Origin of the sequence: Halobacillus locisalis, from assembly GCF_013694105.1 — a bacterium.
Taxonomy (GTDB): Bacteria; Bacillota; Bacilli; order Bacillales; family Halobacillaceae; genus Halobacillus; species Halobacillus locisalis.
Genome location: NZ_JACEFG010000001.1, coordinates 800,468 through 820,910 on the forward strand (window position 1 = coordinate 800,468; position 20,443 = coordinate 820,910).

The following is a 20,443-nucleotide window of genomic DNA, read 5'->3' on the forward strand; positions in this document are numbered from 1 at the left end:
TTGTTACATTTTTTTCTCTAAGCGGTACACGTAAGCTAGAATTTCTGCAACCGCCTTATAAAACTCCTCATTGATTGGTTGGTCTAATTCACTGTCGCTATAAAGCGCACGTGCAAGAGGACGATTTTCGACCTGCATCACATCGTTTGCTTTCGCGATTTCCTTGATTTTCTGAGCGACAAAATCGACACCTTTTGCAACGACAATTGGTGCGTCTGAACGATCTTCGTCGTATTTAACAGCAATCGCATAGTGCGTTGGGTTCGTGATGACGACATCCGCTTCCGGTACCTCACTCATCATTCGTGCTGATGACATTTGCCGCTGCTTTTCTTTGATTTTTGCTTTGATTTGAGGGTCACCCTCGATATTCTTATGTTCATCTTTAATGTCCTTTTTCGACATCCGTATGTTTTTCTCATGATCATAGCGTTGATATGTATAGTCGAGCACAGATAAAACCAAGAGTGCAAGTGCTGATGCAAGCCCCATGATAATCGTCGTATTGCCAAAAAACGCTAAGGCTGCCTCGACCGACTTCTGGGATGCATTCATCATATGGTCTTTATTCCACCAAATAATAGAGAACGTGATGACACCGACCATGGAGATCTTTAATAACGATTTGACTAGTTCGACGAGGGCCCTTGCCGAGAAGATTTTCTTAGCCCCTTGAATAGGATCTAACTTCTTCAAATCCATTTTTAAAGGCTCACCAGTAAACATGATCCCCACTTGTAGCAGGTTCGATGCTACACCAGCGACAATGGCAATACCGAAGATCGGCGCAATCACTTTGCTGATTTCCCACGTCATTTCAACAAACACCATGTGGACTTGATTTTCGGTTAAATCCCAAAGCATGTATTCCTGAAACGCGTGTTCATACATCCCTGTCATGGTTGACTTCATGGAAGGTCCAAGCAAAAACAGGGCTCCGAAAACTAATATGAGAAGGAAGCCAGTATTGACATCCTGACTTTTCGGAACTTGTCCTTTTTTTCTCGTATCTTCCCTTTTCTTAGGTGTCGCTTCTTCTGTTTTTTCATCTGCAGCAAAATACTGGAGATCTAATTTTAGAAACTCCATAGCATCAGCCTCCAAGGATCTGCATGAACCCACGCATCGTTGTCAGCATGGTTTCGAATAAATTTCTGATCAACATGACATAAAAGACCATCGCAATCACTAAAACGGACAAACCGACGAAGATCTTCAGTGGTAGACCAACAACAAAAACATTCAGTTGCGGTACCGTTCGGGCAATGATTCCAAGGGCAATATCGACCAAGAACAAGCATCCGACAATCGGAATCGCCATCAAAAAAGCGATGATAAACATCTGGTTGAAGGAATCAATGATAAAGTAAATCCATCCTTCATCCTGTAGAGGAAGGAAATGATCAATCGGAATAAGTTCATAACTATAAAACACACCGTCAATCATTAAATGATGACCATTTACCGCCAAAATAAATAGTAGCGTAATCATGTACAAATACTGTCCAATCAACGGACTTTGTGCACCCGTTTGAGGGTCGATGACGTTCGCAATGGCGAAACCCATCTGGAAATCAATAAATCCACCAGCAATCTGAATCGCCCCGAGAATGATATAAGCGAGCAATCCAACCGCAATCCCCACCGCCGCTTCTTTAAATAAAAGCATCAGATAGTTCGAGTCGACCGAAATTTCCGGCATAGGAATCGTAAAATACATAATTAGTGCCAAAAAAAAGCTGAAACCGACTTTATGTTTCGTCGGAACATTCCGATATGAAAACACAGGGAGTGTTACAAAAAATGACGTAACCCTTATAAACACAAGTAAAAATCCTGGTAACTGGTTGAAGTTAATCGACTCAAGCATCGATTATCCTACCAGGACGTTTAAGTTATTAAAGACATTGGCCGCAAACTGGACCATATTTGATAACATCCATGGACCAAAAAAGACCATTCCGATCATAACGGCTACAATCTTCGGAATGAACGCTAACGTCTGTTCCTGTATCTGAGTTGTGGCTTGAAAGATACTGACAAGCAACCCAACAGCCAAAGCCAAAATCAACAATGGGCCTGAAACCATCAGTACAGTATAAATACCTTCTTTGGCAAACTCGATGACCATTTGACTATTCACTACGGTGACCTCCTACACTAAAACCCTTCTAATAAAGATTTAGAGATTAAATACCATCCATCAACAAGGACGAATAACAAAATCTTAAACGGCAATGAAATCATGACAGGTGGTAACATCATCATTCCCATGGACATTAAGACACTCGCGACAGCCATATCAATGACGAGGAACGGAACGAAAATCATGAAACCCATCTGAAACGCCGTCTTTAATTCACTGATAGCAAAGGCTGGGACGAGCGTGGTCAAAGGGACATCCTGAATCGTTTCCGGACGTTCCATCTCCGTATAGCTCATGAATAACTCCAAATCTTTTTGCCGCGTATGTTTTCCCATAAAGTCTTTCATCGGAATACTCGCTTCTTCATAGGCTTCGTCTAAGGTAATTTCCTCATTAAATAAGGGCGTCAAAGCTTGCTCATTGACTTCTTGAAACGTTGGTGCCATCACAAAGAACGTGAGGAACAACGCAATACCGATCAGCACTTGGTTTGGGGGCATCGACTGTGTCGCGAGTGACGTTCTCACGAATGACAAGACAATGATGATGCGTGCAAAACTCGTCATTAAGATCAAAATCCCTGGGGCAATCGACAAGACGGTTAATAATAGAAGCAAGCGGACAGAAGTGGAGACACTTTCAGGATCAGAATTAGAAAATATGTCAATAAACTCATTCATGATGACGATCCTCCTGCTTCTTCCTTGCTTCCTTAGATTTCTCTCTCATGTCGTTAAGCTGATTTTCAAACAGTTGCTGAAATTGAATGGTCGATGACTGTGATGTGTCTGCTTTTGTTCGCTTCAACTTACTCATCCAATCCGGGGTCATCGATGGTTTCTGCTGGTTATCCTCTCGATTGACGAGAGACGTCTTCGTCTTTTCATCCGTGACTTCCGTAACCATCTGCACGGTGTCGCCTACCCCTAAGATAAACACTTGTTCACCGACTCGTACCGCTTGAATGGATTTGTTTGGTGCCAAGTTCATGCCACCTAGGTTTTCCATCGTCCGGTTTCGACTGAACAGCTTGTTTTTTTGGTTAAAGAATTTCAATAAACCATAAATCATACCCAGCACAAGCAGTAACACTAAGATTAGTTTCACTATCGTCCCTGCTATTGATGGCTCAGAATCTGAAGCATCCGTTGTTCCCTCCCCAGCAGGAGACTCCGACTCTGTCGAATCACCTGCTGGGTTGTCTGTACACCCTTCCATTGACGGATTCTCTGTGCATTCGAACACCGTCGGAGAAGCATGGGTGACAAAAGGGAATAAAGAAAACATAATCATGAATACTAGGATCATTCTCGTTGTGTGAATCATAGGAAAACCTCTTTAACTTAATGCTTTTTGAATAGCCTCGATAACACGGTCTGCCTGGAATGGCTTCACAATAAAGTCTTTTGCTCCAGCCTGGATTGCATCTACGACCATCGCTTGCTGCCCCATAGCGGAACACATAATGACTTTTGCATTTGGGTTCTCTGACTTGATTTCCTTCAATGCTGCGATCCCGTCCATCTCAGGCATCGTAATGTCCATCGTGACAAGATCGGGTTGTTGCTCTTTATACAGTTCCACCGCTTTCTTACCGTCTTCTGCTTCCCCTGCAATCTCATACCCGTTCTTCGTCAAAATATCTTTTACCATCATTCTCATAAATGCCGCGTCGTCTACAATTAAAATACGTTCTGCCATTTGTGTTGCCTCCCCTATCGTAATTTACTCAATCGGTCCTTAGGACTTAAGATATCTGTTACTCGTACACCGAAGTTCTCATCAATGACGACAACTTCTCCTTTAGCCATCAATTTCTCATTCACATGAATGTCAACCGGTTCTCCTGCCAGCTTGTCTAGCTCAATGACAGAGCCAGCGGAAAGTTCTAGGATTTCTTTGATTGTACGCTTTGTACGTCCAAGTTCTACTGTCACTTTTAATGGAATATCCATGAGCATATCTAAATTCCTGTGCTCATTGTTGCTCAGTTGTACTTGCTCGAAGTTCTGAAACTGAGCAGATTGAATATCCGCATCGTTCACCCCTCTACCTTGAGGCCCGCCTACAAATTGTGGGGCTTGGGGCTGTGGTGGTTGTTCGTACATTGGTGCTGCCTGCTGTTGATTCGGATATGGTGTGTGTTGCTGTGGCACTTGTTGCTGTTGAGTCTCAGTCTGAGCAGGTGCCTGCTGCTGTTGTTGTGGCGCCGCTGGCTGTGCGGTTGTTTGCTGCTGCCCTGCAGGGTTTGATTGTTCTGTCGCTTGAGACTGACTTGTTGTTTCCTCTGCCTGATCGGGATTCAATAATTGATCGACTAGGTCCTTAGCAAAACCAACTGGAATCAATTGCATAATGTTGGAATCAATCAACTCGCCCACGCGCAACTGGAAGGACACCTTCACTAGGATCTCATCATCTGGAATTTGTTCCGTCCCTTGGTCTTCTTCTAAATTTAAAACATCAATAGTAGGTGGAGAAATATCTACTTTTTTATTAAAGATAGTAGACATGCTTGTGGCCGCAGACCCCATCATTTGATTCATCGCCTCTTGAACAGCGCTAAGTGCGATTTCATTCAAATGCTCATCTGGCGAAGTCCCATCACCACCAAGCATAAGATCAGCGATAATCGCCGCATCGGTCGAACCAATCACAAGCACATTCTCGCCGGAAAAGCCGTCGGTATAGGTAACCCCAATCGCTACATGAGGCTTCGGGAATTCGTTCGGTAACTTTTGACGCTGAACGACAGATATTTGCGGTGTTGTGATATCCACCTTTTGGTTAAGTAAAGATGAAAGCGCCGTTGCCGAGCTTCCGAAAGAAATATTCCCGATCTCTCCCAGCGCATCTTCTTCTAAGTTCGATAGCTGGTCATCAAGGTTCGCAGTTGGTTGTTCTTCGTGTGTTTCCTCTTCTTCATCACTACCATTCAGTAGCGCATCAATCTCGTCCTGAGATAACATATCATCATTCATCTTGTTCGGCCTCCCCTCTTAGCTCCTCGATAATTTGAACAGCGAGATGATTTTTCATCTTCCCTGGTTGAATGTAGAACTTCTCTTCATCGTCTACTTTCATTCGCATCGGCTGGTCGATTGGCTGATCGAGACGAATCACGTCTTCCTTTTTCAAGCCTAAGAATTGCTCAATCGACATGTCTGATTCACCTAATAAGGCACGGACATCCACCTCTGCACCACGTATCGTTTTGGCGAGGGCATTCACTTCTTCTGTGTTTCGTTCCTTCGGTTGTTGTTTCTGCATCCAGTAGTGGACGGATAATTTCGGAATAATCGGCTCAAGGACTACATGCGGGATACAAATATTGATCATTCCACTCGTTTCCCCAATTGTCGTATTCAAAGATACGACGACTACCGTTTCGTTCGGTGACACCATTTGCAAAAACTGCGGGTTTACCTCGAACTCTTCTAGCATTGGATCGATATCGACAATCGACCCCCACGCCTCTTGATAATTCTCTAAAGAGCGTTCAAATAGATGAGACATGATCGTCGTCTCGATCTCCGTCAAGTTGTCCACTTTATTGACGCTGCTCCCTCTACCTCCAAGCACCCTGTCCAACATCGCATAAGCAATATTCGGATTAGACTCCATTAAGATCCGCCCCTCTAAAGGAGGAACACTGAAGATGTTCAAGATGGTCATCGTTGGAATGGAACGAATGAACTCTTCGTAAGGAAGCTGGTCGACAGACGCAACTTCGATATTGACATACGTCCGTAGTTGAGCAGAAAAATACGTGGTCAATAATCGGGAGAAGTTTTCATGTATTCTCGATAAACTACGAATCTGATCTTTTGAGAACCGTAAGGCACGTTTGAAATCGTATACTCGTACCTTTTTCTCTTTTTCTTCGTTCTTTAACTCCTCAGCGTTCATTTCTCCTGTTGATAAGGCGGATAAGAGGGAGTCTATCTCATTTTGCGAGAGAACTTCATCTGCCAAAACCTCACCCCCTTCGTTTACTCATCTAGCTATTGAAGCACTTTATTCACCGTGTAAACGTCTGTCACTTTCCCCTCTTCCATGAGCTGGTTCAGTTTCAGCTTGACGGTTTCTTCTAAGTTGGATAATCCAGATTTAAAAGCTTCTTCATCCATCACAGCAAGCTCCTTAATTAGGACGTTCTGCATTTGAAAGTCTCTTTTCTGCAGTTCTTCTAACGCATCTTTGCTATCTGTCACAATGCGGAACTTGATTCGGATGAAGTTGCCATCTTCTAAATCCGTCGTGATCTCCTCAGTGAGAAGAGATGATTCGCGGATTTCATCAATCGACCTTTCTCCACTCGCTTCATTCGGGTCACCATTTAAATTGAATACTAGAATCAATGCGACTACGCCAATGACGGTGAGGGTACTCAAAATAATGATCATCGTTTTAAACATATTCATCTAACCATCCTCTTCTACTCGATCAACGATTCTGAACAGTCCAATTTCCTTATAAAACTTCTTGATACGTCGAATCACCAGTTCTTCCGGTTCTTTGACGACGAATTTCCTTCCCTGGGTCGTCGTAATCGTCGTATCCGGGTTGGATTGAAGCTGCTCTATGTAAATAGCATTAAACGTGAACGTATCTCCATTCAATCTTGTTAATGAGATCATAATGATAGGGAAGGCTCATAATAGAGCCCCCCCTGCCCCCTTTATTTATCGTTTCAAGTTGACGAGCTCTTGAAGAATTTCATCTGACGTTGTGATGATTCTTGTGTTCGCTTGGAACCCACGCTGAGCGGTGATCATTTCGGTGAATGACTCCGCCAAGTCGACGTTCGACATTTCAAGAGCGCCTGATACCATTTGACCGGTCCCGTCTTGACCCGCTACCAATAAGTCATCAATCGTATTAAAACCGTCCCCGTCATTAAAAATGCCGGCATTATTCGTATTTTGGAACTCATTTGATCCCAACTTTTGAAGACCACTGCTGTTGGAGAATTGGGCCAAGCGAATTTGTCCAGCAACCTTGGAATTCCCCGCATTGTCGATATAGTTTACCGTGCCATCTGTTTGAATACTGAAACTCTGAGCATCTGTCGGGACGGTGATGATTCCAGCTTCTAGAGGTGTGTTCGGTCCTTCTTCTTCAATTTGGTATGACTGGCCAACTAAATACTGTCCATTGTTATTGACGATGGCCCCGTCGTTATCCAAATAAAAGTTTCCGGCTCTTGAAAAACTCAAGTTGGCGGTCTCAAGGTCCACTTCTTTTCCGACCGTGTCAATCGGCTCCTCGCCGGATTCCGCCATGACGAACATGCCGTCCCCTTCCAGTGCTAGATCTAACGGACGATTGGTCGTCTGTCTGTTTCCTTGAGTATGGATCGTATCAATCGATCCGATTTGAGAGCCCAGACCGACTTGAGATGGGTTTAACCCACCACGAACATTCAAACCATCGCCATCTTGTGTTGCGGTTGGGCCTTGTGCACCTGACATCGTTTGACTCATCATATCCTGAAACGTCACTCGTCCCTTTTTGTAGCCATATGTGTTAACGTTTGCGATGTTGTTACCAATCGTATCTAATTTAGTCTGAAAACCTTTCATTCCGGAGATTCCTGAGTACATTGAGCGTAGCATTTAACCATCCCTTTCATGTGAATGAAAATCAGCCGCTTCTGTCAGTCCGCGTGCTGTGCAGGCTTCCCATTTTGGGTCCAGCCCTATGAATCCATAAGAATCGTGCCATTAATGTTCGTAAATACCTTCGATGATGCTTCATCTTTTGCCAGTGCCGTTACAACCGTATGGTTCTTCGTACTGACGACGAGAGCAGCCTGATCTGTAATGACCAAAGAGTCTGTGACGCCTTTACGTTTCGCTTCGGTCATTTTAGCCGAAATGTCGCTCCATTGTTTATCATCAATAGAGATATTACGTTCTTTTAAACGCTCGCTAGCATGTTTGCTTACCTTCAGTTGTGTTGCTTCTTGTAACGCATCACGAAACGATATGTCGTTCGTCTTTGTATGCTTTGTCGGTGATTTCGTTGGTAACGGTTGGTGCAGTTGATGAACGTGCGGATTGACCTTAGCCATTTGTTTCTACGTCGTTCTCCGCATCTTCTATGGACTGGTCGGTTTCACTGACTTTGGTGATTTCTCCCACGCCAACAAGTCCTCCGTTACCTAATTCAAGGTGCGTCTGTCCATCTTTTTGGTTCACCGACTGAACCATGCCTGTTTCGATACGATCAACAAAACCCGTTTCTTGGTCATAGACCGGATAACTGACTTCCTTTCCGATCAAGTGACTATACTGAATAACCGGAGGTAGACTTTGAGATTCGGTAAATGCCTGAAAGGATTGGGACATATTCGTCATTTGCTCCAAGCTTGAGAACTGTGTCATCTGTGATATGAACTCTTTATCCTTCATCGGGTCTAAAGGGTTCTGGTTCTTAATTTGAGCCATTAAAATTTTTAAGAAATCATCTTTTCCAAGTGAATTACTTCCCGTCCCCCGTGTTTGCTGATTCTGCAAATAGAGAGAAGGATCAATACGATTAACCACTCTCATCACCTACACTTTCTCATTCATTAATACGTCGTGGAACGAAAGCTCTTCTTCCTCATTTGAATCATCTTGTGTGTCGTGATCATCCGTTGGCTTGTGCCCTCGTTCTCCCTGCTCCTCTTCACCAAACTCAGTATCCTGGAAGAAGGCTTGTTGAGATTGCAATTGCTCCTGTTTCTCTACGATGACCTGTTGAGGTGAGAACATATGGCGAAGCTGACTCATGTTGCCATCCAGCATCTCTTTGGCCGCTTGTGAGCTTACGAGAATCTTCACCGCCATTTCTCCATTCATTTGCACCATACGAACCATCATGTCGCCCATGTTCGCAGGACGTAGCTTCAACTGCATTTCCATGCCACCTGCTCGGTTTGAGAAGAGCCGGCTCGATTGAAGTACACGCTCGAATTCTTGAATAAATTGCTGTTGTTTACCTTGCGATGACTGGTTTTGGTTGAGGTGAACGACGTATTGTTCCACTTTTGTCATTGGAATGGTCGCTTGTGCCTGGCCGTTCATTCCATTCATTTTCGGCTGTGTAGATTCAGTTTGTTGCTTTTCTGCAAATTGCGCCACCCACTTCGAGATGTCTTTTCCTTTAACTGGCGTTTGTTGATGATAAGAAGCTGGCACGTTCTGTCTATTCTGAAAAGATTGGAACAACTCTTTAAAGAGCTGCTGGCTTTCCCCGCCCTGCTTCAACGTTTGGCCCAACATTTCCTTAGCTTGCTGTGGATTTGCTTTTATCAGCTTCGACATTTCCTGAAGAACCTGTTTGATGGCTACGGCTGTTTTAGGATCTATGTTTTGGGCTTGTTCAATCGTGGTACTAGTAGTTGTAACAGACTTTGTTAATTGCTGAAACTTCTGCCATAAAGTATGTAGTTGTTTTTCAAGTTGTTGGACATTAGCCTCTGCGTTTTTTGTTGCACTTGTAGTTGACTGCATGACATCTACAGATATACCCTCTATTGGCTTTATAGGTGTACGCTCTACTTCAGCAGGAAAGACCACCGATTTAAGCTCGGTTAGCACTTGCTCCATCGACTCGATCAGAGCTGTTTTTTGTTCTGGATCCTGTTCTGAACCCTGTGAAAACTCTACTTTATCAAGGTTCTGAATCATTTTTTGGATATCTTCCAGTCCTTCTCGTTTATGGTGCGGTTGGTCACTTATAAGTTTCATCTCTATATCACTGAAAAAGTTTTCAAGAGACATCCCTTCCTCGAGCTTTGAGAATAAGTCCTTCAGCTCAATGCCCATTTCTTTCAACATCGACTCCATCTTCTTCAACAGTTGGTTGACTTTTTCTGGTGACATCTTCGGCTCGCCTTCACTTTGTTCAACACCCATTTGCAATGTAGATAGAAGCTGTTGAAAGCCGCCTTCCACTTTTTTATCCGCCGTTATAAGCGTTTTTGCTTGTGTGGGATTTGCCATTAAAGCCATTACACCATTCATTAATTTCACCCCCTTTCAAGGAATGCTTTGAATTTATTGAGGAGCACCTAAAAACGAACTTGCGAGATTCGCTGCAGTCTCAGGCTCCATTTGACCGAGAATGTCTCCTCTTTCCTGACTAGCGATTTGTTCAAGCACTTCAACCGCTAACCCCTCGGTCATATTTTCAATTATTGGAGCTGCTTGTTCAGGGTCCATTTCTTGAAATGAAGAAGCCAAGTCTGTAACCGTATCGCTGGTTTCAGCTGCTTGCTCCTCATCTTCTACTTCAGATGATGCAGCGAGCTCCGCTTCTAAATTTTCAATTTGAAGTTGCAAGTCATCAATCGTTGTTTGCTTACTTTTTACTTGCTCTTCTAATTGCTCGATTTCAGCATTGTTATTCGCGATCGTTGCTTCAAGCTGTCCTGTCTCTTCTTGCTGCGCTTCTTCCTCTTCGGTTGAGACAAGTTGCGATAGCCCTGGCACTTGATTTGCGTACTTTTCTGCTTGCTGAAAAACGTTAATGCCGAGCAGAGTGGTGATGATCAACGCTAACGTGATGGCAAATACTATGGGAATGACAACTACAAAGAAGAACCATTGAAGCTTTTTTCCACCCTCTCGTTTTGCCTGTTCGCTTTTTGCCATATAATCACCTATTCTGGAAATTTAAATATTGCTGCATGGACAACTCATCCATGAACTTCATCTCTTCTTCTTTCAACCATTTCTCTCGCTTTTCTACTTTCCGTTCGATGATCTTCTCAAATTTCTTCACTTCTACGTGAGCATTTGTTAAATGAGCCTGCTTATGATTCATTTGTGAGCGTGCCTGATTCACTTCTGGTTGCAAAGCTTTGACACGCTGGTCCAAGCGTTCTAAATATTGCTGGTGCTGAATGAATGACACTGCCTGAACGGTTTGTTTAGCTAATTGATCCTCAAAAGCACGTTCAGCAACTTCCTTTTCTTTTAACGTGTCATACAACATGGTCGCTTTCTCTTCAAACGTGGCTACGGCACGTTGATAACTTTTCAGGTGTTCCTGTTTCTCTCGATTACGTAAGTCTTTCATTTTGTGAAACGTTTCGATATTCGACACCTATGCTCCACTCCTAACCAAACAATTCGTTCAATAGTTCCGAAGACTGTTCAAAACTGGACGGCTCATGAATGCCTTGTTTCAAATATTGAATAATGGAAGGGTGATACTTGATCGCTTCATCAATTTCTTTGCTGCTTCCTTTTTTGTAAGCTCCTATTTGAATCAATTCGCTATTCTCTTCATAGGTTGCCAAATGTTTGCGGAGCTTTTCAGCAGCTGCTTTATGTTCCTCTGATACGATTTGCTTCATCACTCGACTTATTGATTTCAATGTATTGATTGCCGGAAACTGTCCTTGTTCAGCAAGGCGTCTATCTAAGACGAAGTGCCCATCCAAGATTCCTCTTACGGTATCGGACACCGGCTCATTCATGTCATCTCCATCCACAAGCACGGTGTAAAATGCGGTGATGGTCCCTTTACTGCTCGTTCCTGTTCGCTCAAGCAGCTTCGGTAACAAAGCAAAAACGGAAGGCGTGTACCCTTTCGTTGTCGGTGGTTCACCCGTTGCAAGCCCAATCTCACGTTGAGCCATTGCAAATCGAGTGACAGAATCCATCAATAAATTGACATTGTAACCTAGGTCGCGAAAGAACTCTGCTACGGCTGTCGCCGTGTAGGCACCTTTCACACGCATTAAAGCTGGTTGATCAGATGTCGCGACGATGACAATCGAACGTTTCAAACCATCTTCACCGAGATCGTTTTCAATGAACTCCCTTACTTCACGACCACGTTCCCCGATTAGAGCAATGACATTGATGTCTGCGGAACTATTTCGTGAAATCATCCCCATCAACGTACTCTTTCCAACGCCACTCCCAGCAAAAATGCCGACTCTCTGTCCTTTTCCGACAGTAAGCAGAGAATCAACCGCCCGAACACCGACTTGAATGGGTTCTTTTATCGTAGGTCTCGATAAAGGGTTAGGTGGATCTTGTTCAGTCGGATACATTTTCAAACCTTTAGGGAGCGAGTTGCCATCAAGTGGATGCCCTGTCGCGTCTAAGACTTGTCCGACCAAACCGACACCGACTTTTACTTTCATCGGTTGACCGGTCGCTTCAACAAGGCTGCCTGGACCAATATCCCGCATTTCTTTATAAGGCATGAGCAAAATGTTTTCACTATGAAATCCAACGACTTCAGCAGCTATCGGCTCATCACGCTCGGCAGGGGGGTGAATATAACATAAATCTCCGATCGAAGCGTCAGGCCCTTTGGATTCAACCATAAGCCCGACTACACGGTGGATTCGGCCATACCGTTTAAATGTGTTGGTGCGCTCAATCGCTTGTAAATAGGCGGCTTTATTCATGCGTAGCCTCCTCATTGACGACTTCAAATAACCGTTGCCTCAATTCATTCAACTGCTGGTCAACACCTGCATTGATAAGCCCAAAGGGAGATTCGATCAGACATCCATTCGCATCTACATCGTCACGCACGTAAATAGATAAATCCGCTTTAGAATGTGTGATTCGATGAAGCTCTTCTCGTTGAGCTGAAACTAATTCATAATGATCAGGATGCACCGTCACTGTAATTTCAGGCTGGTCATGGACTTCTTTAATGGCTCGTTTCACAACTTCGACGAACGCCCCTTCTCTTTGGTCCAGTTCATAATTCAATATTCGCTCGGCGCTACGGACAGCAAGCTCGATGATGGTTTCCTCACTGGATTCAACAGTACGGTGATAAGATTGATTCGCTTCATCGATGATGGCATTGGCTTGATTCAATTTTGCTTCAAACTGTTGTTTGGACTCTTTCAACCCTTGGTCGAACCCAGCTTGATACCCTTCCGTTTTGGCTTCTTCTACGAGCTTTACTCGCTCTTCTGCCCAACGTGTTTTCGCCTCTTCAATATCTTTTTCAGCCTGTTGCTTCAGTCGCGTCACTTCTTCATTTACTTGCACCCGATGTTGTTCCGCTTCTTTCAATTTCTTATCCATTTGTTGTTGCTTTTCCTGTAGCTTGGCTTCTTCAGGAATTTCTTGATGAGCTAGTTTTTCATTCTGCAAAGCAATCGGTTTGATTTCAATGACACGGTTAGACAATGATGTCATCTCCTCCACCACGGGCTACCACAATTTCTCCAACATCTTCTAAGCGACGAATCGTCGATACGACACGTGTTTGAGCTTCTTCCACGTCACGCAAACGTACAGGCCCCATGAATTCCATCTCTTCTTTAAATGTATCGGCCATACGATTCGACATGTTGCTGAAGACGAGCTCCTTCACTTCATCACTTGAAATCTTAAGCGACAAGCGCAAATCTTCGTTTTCTACCTCGCGGATCACTCGCTGGATTGCACGGTTATCCAGTGTCACAATATCCTCAAAGACGAACATGCGCTTTTTAATTTCTTCTGCAAGTTCCGGATCCTGGATTTCCAATGAATCCAGGATCGTGCGTTCCGTACTTCGATCGACGCCGTTTAACACTTCAACCACAGCTTGGATACCACCTGTTTCTGTGTAATCCTGCGTTACGGTTGTCGATAATTTCTTCTCCAATATCTGCTCCACCTGACTGATGACTTCAGGTGATGTTGAATCCATCGTGGCAATCCTTCGAGCTACATCTGCCTGCAATTCTTGAGGTAACTCAGAGAGGATTTGACCAGACTGGGCAGCATCTAGATAAGAGAGCACAAGCGCAATCGTTTGTGGGTGTTCATTTTGAATGAAATTCAATATTTGGTTAGGGTCTGCCTTCCTTGCAAAATCAAATGGGCGAACTTGCAAAGATGAAGTCAGTCTACCAATGATATTAGATGCTTCATCGTCCCCGAGCGCCTTCTCTAAAATTGTCTTCGCGTAACCAATACCGCCTTGAGAAATATAATCCTGCGCTAAAGCAATTTGATGAAACTGTTCTAAAATTTCCTCTTTCTCTTTTGCTTTCACTTTTTGGACCGAAGAAATTTCCAATGTCAATTGTTCAATTTCCTCTTCATTCAAATGTTTATAAACTTGAGCTGCCACATCAGGCCCAAGAGAGATTAGCAGGACAGCTGCTTTTTGCCTTCCCGATAACTCTGATTTCTTTAAGGCCATACAGGGACCCCCTTAATCTTCCGCAATCCATGATCGCAATAGTTTTGCAAATTCTTCAGGCTTGTCTTGAGCCATTTTCTCTAATTGTTTTCTTCGCTGTGTCGACTCATCGACTTTCTCCTCTATCTCAGGAACTTCTTGTGTTACTCGTTCAAATACTTCTTCGTATTCTTCTTCCTCTTCATTGTTCCTTCTACGTACCAACATCCATATTAGTACGGCGATAATCGCGGCTAGGACGGCACCGACCGCATAACCCCAAATTGGAATACTGAAACCAGGCTCCGGAGGATCGACTTGTCCATTGAATTCCTGGAAGACGATGGACACTTTTTCTTGTGGATCCACTTCTCCGTAACTCCCGTTGATCGATGTCGTGATCATCGAGTTTAAAATCGATTCCACTCCGTCTTCCACAGTTTGTTGTTCACCGGCCGTCAGCGTGATGACTTCACCCGTCTCGTCCGTTCTCGTATTATCGATGGCGACTTGAATCCCTAAATCCCTTACTTTGTAAGGGGCTTCTTCTATATTTCTTCTGATCCGATTAAACTCATTATTGATTGTTTCCCTGGTCATCTCGTAATCCCCAGCGCCTGTCACGCCAGCAGGATAGTTTGGAATATCCTCTTCACCTGCACCAGGTATCCCACCTTCCGGGAACCCGCCTTCATACGTTTCTTCTATTCGCTCGACACTGACCGGTAGCCCTTCCATTGTCTCTGGGTTAACAGGCTCAACTAATTCTTCTATACGGTTTTCTTTTGTAAAATCGACATCAGCCGTTACAGTCGCAATCACTTTTTGCTGACCAATCATCTGACCTAACATCCGCTGTACGCGTTGCTTAATATCCCGTTCAATATCTTGCTTCACTTGTTGCTGATATGTATAAAGGTCTTCATTACCAGAAAGATTTGAATTTTCTGTGTCATAATACTGAAAGTTTTGGTCCATGATGACGATATTATCTTTAGAAAGATTTGGTACAGATTTCGATGCCAGATTGTACAAAGCCTCGACTTGATTGTTTTCTAACTGATAACCGGGCTGCACACCTAACACGATCGAGGCGGATGCTGGTTGTTGACTTTCTGGATCCAAGAAAATTTGTTCCTCGGGTAGATTAATCATCACCTGTGCATCTTGTATGCCTGTAATCCCCATCATCAAGCTGGCAAGCTCACTTTGCATGGCATCCAGCTTGATCATTCCAAATTCATTATCTGTCATACCCCAAGAAGTATTGGCACTGAAAAAGCTATAGTCGATTGAACCGCTGTTAGGTAATCCAGCAGCTGCTAAATCGACAAGTAAAGGTTCTGCTTGAGGCTCAGGAACTAATATTGTTGTTCCTCCTTGCCCTAATTCATAAGAGACGCCGCGAGTGTCCAGTTCAGCTTTGATTTGACCGATTTCCTGTAATGTCAAATCGTTGTAAAGTGGCACCATTTTGGTATTGGAAGCAAAGATACTGGCGATCACCAGCACGAGTATGACCGCAATAGCAGTTCCTGCCATCAACCCTTTTTGCATCTTGCTCCGGTTCTTCCAGAACGACGTCAAACGTTCTTGATACAATGATATTTTTTCTTTCATAATTGCCCCCAAAAAAAGCACGACTTAAGAGAATAATATAATAGCAATAGGTATGGGTGGTTATTACACTTGCATGCGCATAATTTCTTTATAAGCTTCTACCACTTTATTTTGCATTTGAACGGTAGTCTGCATTGTAATGCTAGCTTTTTGCGCCGTAATCATCACATTATGTAGGTCATCTACTTCCCCACGAGCTAGCGCCTTAGTCATTTCATTCGATTCGACTTGTGACTTGTTCACACTGTCGATTGCATTTTTCAATTGATTGGCAAAGGTAGCATGTGCTTCACCGGGGGTAACCGATGGCTTAGCCGGAGATGTGTTCGTATCCATAGAAACCGCTTGTTGTGCGAACGGATTAGTAATCGTTGACATCATTGATCTCTCCTTACTTTCTGGCTTATCTTCCGATTTCCAATGCCTTCATCAACATGCTCTTTGTAGCATTCAATGAGGTAACATTGGCTTCATAAGAACGCGTTGCGCTCATCATATCAACCGTTTCTTGTAAAGGGTCGACATTCGGCATTTGGACATATCCATCCGCATTGGCATCTGGATGATTTGGGTTGAATACTTGCTTGAAAGGTTCATCGTCGTCAACGATTTGCGTGACCTTCACACCCTGACCTGGTTGGCTGGATTGATTAGATGCCATTTGTAAGAAGGATCGGAAGTCTTGATCTTTTGCTTGAAAAGAAACCATCTTCCGCTGGTAGGGTACCCATTCTCCGGCCTCGTTGACCGTTGCACGCGTCGAGTTCGCATTGGCGATGTTCGAAGACGCAACGTCCATCCGCAATCGTTGAGCCGTTAATGCACTTGCGCTCGTGTTCATGGAATGAAAAATAGTCACGAATTAATTCCCTCCTCTTAGCACTCTCTCAAGCCCTTGGAATTTACTGCTGATCCTGCTTGTAAGGGCTTGGTATTGAATTTGATTCTGGGCTAGCTCGTTCATCTCTTTGTCTATGTCTACATTGTTGCCGTTGTGATTATATGTACTATTCTGAACCGTTATCGTTTGAAAAGAGGATGTTCCTGTTCTGGATTGAAAATCAATATGTCGTGTATTCGTCCGTTTGGTAGGAATTGACGACATTTCAGCACTTAACATATCTTTGAAAACGACATCTTTCGCTTTGTACCCCGGCGTATCGACATTTGCGATATTATTCGAAATGGCCCTGTTTTTAGCTGTTGAATAATTCATTGAATTCTCCAACGATTGAATCGTTGATCCAAAGAGATTCATGTTCCCCACCTCAATTCGACATTTTTCCAATACTACAAGTAACATTGTAAGAAAATTTGTATACTCATGTCTACGAAATATCCTGAATTTTTACGATAGTGTTACAAACAGTACGAATGGATTAGGGATTTCGTCTTTATTAATTGACTTTTGTTTACATTTGTCGCACTTTCGTATATATTGTCTATTATTACATAATTTTCTGAAAGAGAATAGTCTTATTCGATTGAATGATTCCTTTAGACCACCCACCCTTTCCAAAATAACAGTCCTCCTGATATTAGAAATGTGCACTAGTCTCTCCTCCTCCTCTCAAATCTTGCAATTGAGAGAATATTTAAGATAAAAAAACTTTCGGTCCTTCAGAACGGCTCAAATAACTTATGTAAACAAAAAGCTCAAAGACAGTAAGTCTTTGAGCTTTTTCAATGTGCCTGCGAAAGCTACTTTCGGTTCTTCCGAGTTGAGAATAAACCGGTTGCGTGGAAACGACTCCCTTCCCGCAGGAGGCGGCGAGCTTCTCAGGCCGCTTCTTAGACCTGTGGGATCTCACTTAAGCCTCAGGATCCTGCAGCAGTGTCGCCGTTTCCACGCCACCTCACAATAACGAGGCTGAACTTCTAGGGACGCTACTACAATGAGGAGCTTTACGGACGACAGCACCATGTTTGGCGAGGTTCTGTTCCCACTATTTGTAGCACAGTGGGAGTGAAAACGGGGAGACTCCGACCTTTCCTTAAATGTAAACGCGCCTTGCTCGGCGGTGTACGGACTCGACTGAGCTGGCAGAGATAAAGGAAACACGAAGAGTGTAGCGATTCGATGTTGACTTATCGTACAGAAGTGAAGGAAGTCTCACTAGCGCTAGGCGTTGGAACTGGATATAACGGGAAAAGAAACTAGACAATACCCCGCAGCGAACGAAGCGCAAGGAGGCTTGGCGTTCCCCCGTGGAAAGCGAGTCGTTTTCCATTTCACGGTATTTTAAAATAATCACAAAGAACCTATGCACAGACTTCTTCAACAGCCTGAAAAAAGCTCAAAGACATAAAGTCTTTGAGCTTTTTATTTTCTATTAATTTGTGCGTAGTTTTTGAAGCTCCAATAAGAAGTTGTTGTTCAACACTTTAATATACGTCCCTTTCATTCCTAGAGAGCGGGATTCTATGACTCCGGCACTTTCTAGCTTACGAAGAGCGTTCACGATAACAGAACGTGTTATGCCTACGCGATCCGCGATTTTACTCGCGACAAGTAGTCCTTCGTTGCCATCCAATTCTTCAAAGATGTGTTCAATAGCTTCCAGTTCACTATAAGAAAGAGAGCTGATGGCCATTTGAACGACCGCTTTGCTACGCGCTTCTTGTTCGATTTCTTCTGTTTTCTCATGGAGGATTTCCATTCCTACTACTGTCGCTCCATACTCAGCGAGCAGTAAGTCGTCATCTTGGAAGCTTCCGTCCAGGCGACTCAGAATCAATGTACCTAAACGCTGCCCTCCACCGATAATAGGAACAATAGTCGTTAATCCATTTTCGAAAAGCTCACGGTTTTCAACAGGGAAAGCTGTGTACGCACTGTCAATATCGATATCAGGCGTGGTTTCTTGAATGTTGAACAAGTTCTGCGTGTATTCTTGAGGGAACTGACGCTCAGATAGCATCGCTTTCATACGCTCGTTCTCAATCTCTTGTCGAATTGCAAATCCTAGTAACTTACCTCGACGACTCAAAATAAACGTGTTAGCTCCGATAGCATCTCGTAGGGTCGCGGACATATCATTGAAGTCCACCGACTTTCCTGTTGTTTTTTGCAGCATCGCATTGATGTTTCTTGCGCGGTCTAGTAATTTCATGTGTGTTTCCTCCTCGTAGTTATAAAATGAATCGACTTAAATCTTTGTTCTTCACAATAGAAGATAGTTTGCTGTCTACATACTGTGGTGTAATTTCGATTGTTTCCATCATGACGTCAGGTGCTTCAAAGGATAGATCCTCAAGCAACTTCTCTAAAATCGTGTGCAAACGTCTTGCTCCGATGTTATCGGTCTCTTGGTTCACTTCATGAGCGATTTCTGCCAGTCTAGTAATAGCATCGTCAGAAAATTCAACCTTTATACCTTCAACTTCAAGAAGTGCTTTATATTGTTTTAATAACGCGTTGGATGGCTCAATCAGAATGCTTCTGAAATCCTCAACCGTTAATTTATTCAACTCAACACGAATCGGGAAACGTCCTTGTAGTTCAGGAATCAAATCAGAAGGCTTCGCCATATGGAAGGCACCAGCGGCGACGAAAAGGATATGATCCGTTGAGACAGGTCCGTATTTCGTCACGACCGTCGAACCTTCAACGATTGGTAAGATATCTCGCTGTACACCTTCACGAGAGACATTTCCTTGCTGTTCACCTTTCGCTGCCACTTTATCAATCTCGTCGATGAAAATCATACCCGACTGTTCTACCTTCTCTACCGCTTCCTGACCGACTTCATCCATGTCAACAAGCTTCCCGGCTTCTTCCTGAGTCAGTACTTTTCTCGCTTCTGACACGGGTAATCTTCTCTTTTTCTTGTTCTTCGGCATGAATTGACTGAAGGCATCCTGCATATTCATTCCCATTTGTTCCATACCTGATCCTTGAAGCATATCAAACATGGAGGATTGAGATTCTTCCACCTCAACCGTCACGATACGGTCTTCTAGTTCACCAAGATCGAGCTGATGACGAATCCGACTCCGCTTTGTTTCAAGCTCACTTTCCTCTTGTTCTTGACTGGGTTCTGCCTCTTGTTGATTGGCTTGATTAAAGAACATTTCCAACGGGTTTTTGAAATTGTTCGTCTGCTTCTTCTTCGATGGAACTAGTAATTTCACTAACCGTTTGTTCGCTTGCTCTTCGGCTCGATCCTTTACCGCTTCCATCTTCTCATCTTTCACCATTCGCACTGACATCTCTACTAAGTCTCGAACCATCGATTCTACATCCCGACCGACGTAACCGACTTCTGTAAACTTTGTCGCTTCTACTTTCACAAAAGGAGCGCCGACAAGCTTCGCTAACCTGCGGGCGATTTCCGTTTTACCGACACCTGTTGGTCCCATCATCAGGATGTTTTTCGGCACGATTTCATCCCTGATGTCATCCTGGAGTTGCATGCGTCGATATCGATTTCGCAGTGCAATAGCCACAGATTTCTTGGCGCTATTCTGGCCGATAATATATTGATCAAGCTTTTCAACAATTTGTTTAGGGGTTAAATTCAGTGACAT

The 20,443-nt window shown here is 43.7% G+C and carries 25 protein-coding genes; all 25 read right to left on the minus strand.

The genetic code is table 11. The annotated features are described in order from the left end of the window. Positions 1–3: 3 nt before the first annotated feature. The gene (flhB, locus tag H0266_RS04185; protein WP_181471111.1) at positions 4–1,089 is read right to left on the minus strand and encodes a flagellar biosynthesis protein FlhB; all 1,086 of its coding nucleotides are present in this window, start codon (positions 1,087–1,089) and stop codon (positions 4–6) included. Between the two features lie 4 nt (positions 1,090–1,093). Next, complete coding sequence (gene fliR / locus H0266_RS04190; protein ID WP_181471112.1) at positions 1,094–1,870, minus strand: flagellar biosynthetic protein FliR; 777 nt, start codon at positions 1,868–1,870, stop codon at positions 1,094–1,096. 3 nt (positions 1,871–1,873) lie between these two features. Further along, positions 1,874–2,143, minus strand: coding sequence for a flagellar biosynthesis protein FliQ (gene fliQ / locus H0266_RS04195; RefSeq protein ID WP_181471113.1), 270 nt, complete (start codon positions 2,141–2,143; stop codon positions 1,874–1,876). A gap of 17 nt (positions 2,144–2,160) precedes the next feature. Continuing rightward, positions 2,161–2,826 carry a flagellar type III secretion system pore protein FliP gene (gene fliP / locus H0266_RS04200; protein WP_181471114.1) on the minus strand — a complete coding sequence of 222 codons (666 nt, stop codon included), beginning with the start codon at positions 2,824–2,826 and terminating at the stop codon, positions 2,161–2,163. Next, positions 2,819–3,472 carry a flagellar biosynthetic protein FliO gene (locus H0266_RS04205; RefSeq protein WP_181471115.1) on the minus strand — a complete coding sequence of 218 codons (654 nt, stop codon included), beginning with the start codon at positions 3,470–3,472 and terminating at the stop codon, positions 2,819–2,821. The genes fliP and H0266_RS04205 overlap by 8 nt, the downstream gene beginning before the upstream one ends. 12 nt (positions 3,473–3,484) lie before the next feature. After that, positions 3,485–3,847, minus strand: a complete 363-nt coding sequence (locus H0266_RS04210) for a response regulator (RefSeq protein WP_181471116.1) — start codon at positions 3,845–3,847, stop codon at positions 3,485–3,487. Between the two features lie 14 nt (positions 3,848–3,861). Next, on the minus strand, positions 3,862–5,127 hold the full coding sequence (gene fliY, locus H0266_RS04215; protein WP_181471117.1) for a flagellar motor switch phosphatase FliY: 1,266 nt from the start codon (positions 5,125–5,127) through the stop codon (positions 3,862–3,864). Continuing rightward, entirely contained in the window at positions 5,120–6,121 is a 1,002-nt protein-coding gene (fliM, locus tag H0266_RS04220) for a flagellar motor switch protein FliM (RefSeq protein ID WP_181471118.1), read from the minus strand. The genes fliY and fliM overlap by 8 nt, the downstream gene beginning before the upstream one ends. 29 nt (positions 6,122–6,150) lie before the next feature. Further along, positions 6,151–6,570: a flagellar basal body-associated protein FliL gene (fliL, locus tag H0266_RS04225; protein ID WP_181471119.1), complete on the minus strand. Its 420-nt coding sequence runs from the start codon at positions 6,568–6,570 to the stop codon at positions 6,151–6,153. Then, entirely contained in the window at positions 6,571–6,786 is a 216-nt protein-coding gene (locus H0266_RS04230; RefSeq protein WP_181471120.1) for a flagellar FlbD family protein, read from the minus strand. 45 nt (positions 6,787–6,831) lie between these two features. Then, a complete protein-coding gene (flgG, locus tag H0266_RS04235) occupies positions 6,832–7,764 on the minus strand; it encodes a flagellar basal body rod protein FlgG (protein WP_181471121.1) in 933 nt (310 codons plus the stop codon). 83 nt (positions 7,765–7,847) lie between these two features. Further along, positions 7,848–8,222 (minus strand): TIGR02530 family flagellar biosynthesis protein, encoded by a 375-nt coding sequence (locus tag H0266_RS04240; protein WP_181471122.1) that lies wholly within the window; start codon positions 8,220–8,222, stop codon positions 7,848–7,850. Further along, positions 8,215–8,703 carry a flagellar hook assembly protein FlgD gene (gene flgD, locus H0266_RS04245; RefSeq protein ID WP_181471123.1) on the minus strand — a complete coding sequence of 163 codons (489 nt, stop codon included), beginning with the start codon at positions 8,701–8,703 and terminating at the stop codon, positions 8,215–8,217. Before flgD ends, H0266_RS04240 begins: the two co-directional genes overlap by 8 nt. A 3-nt stretch (positions 8,704–8,706) precedes the next feature. After that, complete coding sequence (locus tag H0266_RS04250) at positions 8,707–10,161, minus strand: flagellar hook-length control protein FliK (RefSeq protein ID WP_181471124.1); 1,455 nt, start codon at positions 10,159–10,161, stop codon at positions 8,707–8,709. A gap of 33 nt (positions 10,162–10,194) precedes the next feature. After that, a complete protein-coding gene (locus tag H0266_RS04255) occupies positions 10,195–10,791 on the minus strand; it encodes a MotE family protein (protein WP_181471125.1) in 597 nt (198 codons plus the stop codon). A 4-nt stretch (positions 10,792–10,795) separates the two neighbouring features. Beyond that, entirely contained in the window at positions 10,796–11,245 is a 450-nt protein-coding gene (gene fliJ, locus H0266_RS04260) for a flagellar export protein FliJ (protein WP_181471126.1), read from the minus strand. A 13-nt stretch (positions 11,246–11,258) separates the two neighbouring features. Continuing rightward, a complete protein-coding gene (gene fliI, locus H0266_RS04265) occupies positions 11,259–12,566 on the minus strand; it encodes a flagellar protein export ATPase FliI (RefSeq protein WP_181471127.1) in 1,308 nt (435 codons plus the stop codon). After that, entirely contained in the window at positions 12,559–13,308 is a 750-nt protein-coding gene (gene fliH / locus H0266_RS04270) for a flagellar assembly protein FliH (RefSeq protein ID WP_181471128.1), read from the minus strand. The genes fliI and fliH overlap by 8 nt, the downstream gene beginning before the upstream one ends. Then, on the minus strand, positions 13,301–14,314 hold the full coding sequence (gene fliG / locus H0266_RS04275; protein WP_181471129.1) for a flagellar motor switch protein FliG: 1,014 nt from the start codon (positions 14,312–14,314) through the stop codon (positions 13,301–13,303). The genes fliH and fliG overlap by 8 nt, the downstream gene beginning before the upstream one ends. 12 nt (positions 14,315–14,326) lie before the next feature. Further along, the gene (gene fliF, locus H0266_RS04280) at positions 14,327–15,913 is read right to left on the minus strand and encodes a flagellar basal-body MS-ring/collar protein FliF (RefSeq protein WP_181471130.1); all 1,587 of its coding nucleotides are present in this window, start codon (positions 15,911–15,913) and stop codon (positions 14,327–14,329) included. 63 nt (positions 15,914–15,976) lie between these two features. Next, positions 15,977–16,249: a flagellar hook-basal body complex protein FliE gene (fliE, locus tag H0266_RS04285; RefSeq protein ID WP_246363738.1), complete on the minus strand. Its 273-nt coding sequence runs from the start codon at positions 16,247–16,249 to the stop codon at positions 15,977–15,979. Positions 16,250–16,316: 67 nt separating this feature from the next. Then, the gene (flgC, locus tag H0266_RS04290; RefSeq protein ID WP_181471132.1) at positions 16,317–16,772 is read right to left on the minus strand and encodes a flagellar basal body rod protein FlgC; all 456 of its coding nucleotides are present in this window, start codon (positions 16,770–16,772) and stop codon (positions 16,317–16,319) included. A gap of 3 nt (positions 16,773–16,775) precedes the next feature. After that, positions 16,776–17,171 (minus strand): flagellar basal body rod protein FlgB, encoded by a 396-nt coding sequence (flgB, locus tag H0266_RS04295; RefSeq protein ID WP_181471133.1) that lies wholly within the window; start codon positions 17,169–17,171, stop codon positions 16,776–16,778. A gap of 1,075 nt (positions 17,172–18,246) precedes the next feature. Next, positions 18,247–19,026 carry a GTP-sensing pleiotropic transcriptional regulator CodY gene (gene codY / locus H0266_RS04300; protein ID WP_181471134.1) on the minus strand — a complete coding sequence of 260 codons (780 nt, stop codon included), beginning with the start codon at positions 19,024–19,026 and terminating at the stop codon, positions 18,247–18,249. 19 nt (positions 19,027–19,045) lie between these two features. Beyond that, a complete protein-coding gene (gene hslU, locus H0266_RS04305; RefSeq protein WP_181471135.1) occupies positions 19,046–20,443 on the minus strand; it encodes an ATP-dependent protease ATPase subunit HslU in 1,398 nt (465 codons plus the stop codon).

Coding starts and splice junctions, on each gene's coding strand:
- flhB (WP_181471111.1), bottom strand. CDS start 1,089: ATGGAGTTTCTAAAATTAGATCTCCAGTATTTTGCTGCAGATGAAAAA.
- fliR (WP_181471112.1), bottom strand. CDS start 1,870: ATGCTTGAGTCGATTAACTTCAACCAGTTACCAGGATTTTTACTTGTG.
- fliP (WP_181471114.1), bottom strand. CDS start 2,826: ATGAATGAGTTTATTGACATATTTTCTAATTCTGATCCTGAAAGTGTC.
- H0266_RS04205 (WP_181471115.1), bottom strand. CDS start 3,472: ATGATTCACACAACGAGAATGATCCTAGTATTCATGATTATGTTTTCT.
- H0266_RS04210 (WP_181471116.1), bottom strand. CDS start 3,847: ATGGCAGAACGTATTTTAATTGTAGACGACGCGGCATTTATGAGAATG.
- fliY (WP_181471117.1), bottom strand. CDS start 5,127: ATGAATGATGATATGTTATCTCAGGACGAGATTGATGCGCTACTGAAT.
- fliL (WP_181471119.1), bottom strand. CDS start 6,570: ATGAATATGTTTAAAACGATGATCATTATTTTGAGTACCCTCACCGTC.
- H0266_RS04230 (WP_181471120.1), bottom strand. CDS start 6,786: ATGATCTCATTAACAAGATTGAATGGAGATACGTTCACGTTTAATGCT.
- flgG (WP_181471121.1), bottom strand. CDS start 7,764: ATGCTACGCTCAATGTACTCAGGAATCTCCGGAATGAAAGGTTTTCAG.
- H0266_RS04240 (WP_181471122.1), bottom strand. CDS start 8,222: ATGGCTAAGGTCAATCCGCACGTTCATCAACTGCACCAACCGTTACCA.
- flgD (WP_181471123.1), bottom strand. CDS start 8,703: ATGAGAGTGGTTAATCGTATTGATCCTTCTCTCTATTTGCAGAATCAG.
- H0266_RS04250 (WP_181471124.1), bottom strand. CDS start 10,161: ATGAATGGTGTAATGGCTTTAATGGCAAATCCCACACAAGCAAAAACG.
- H0266_RS04255 (WP_181471125.1), bottom strand. CDS start 10,791: ATGGCAAAAAGCGAACAGGCAAAACGAGAGGGTGGAAAAAAGCTTCAA.
- fliI (WP_181471127.1), bottom strand. CDS start 12,566: ATGAATAAAGCCGCCTATTTACAAGCGATTGAGCGCACCAACACATTT.
- fliG (WP_181471129.1), bottom strand. CDS start 14,314: ATGGCCTTAAAGAAATCAGAGTTATCGGGAAGGCAAAAAGCAGCTGTC.
- fliF (WP_181471130.1), bottom strand. CDS start 15,913: ATGAAAGAAAAAATATCATTGTATCAAGAACGTTTGACGTCGTTCTGG.
- fliE (WP_246363738.1), bottom strand. CDS start 16,249: ATGGATACGAACACATCTCCGGCTAAGCCATCGGTTACCCCCGGTGAA.
- flgB (WP_181471133.1), bottom strand. CDS start 17,171: ATGAATCTCTTTGGATCAACGATTCAATCGTTGGAGAATTCAATGAAT.
- codY (WP_181471134.1), bottom strand. CDS start 19,026: ATGAAATTACTAGACCGCGCAAGAAACATCAATGCGATGCTGCAAAAA.
- hslU (WP_181471135.1), bottom strand. CDS start 20,443: ATGTCACTGAATTTAACCCCTAAACAAATTGTTGAAAAGCTTGATCAA.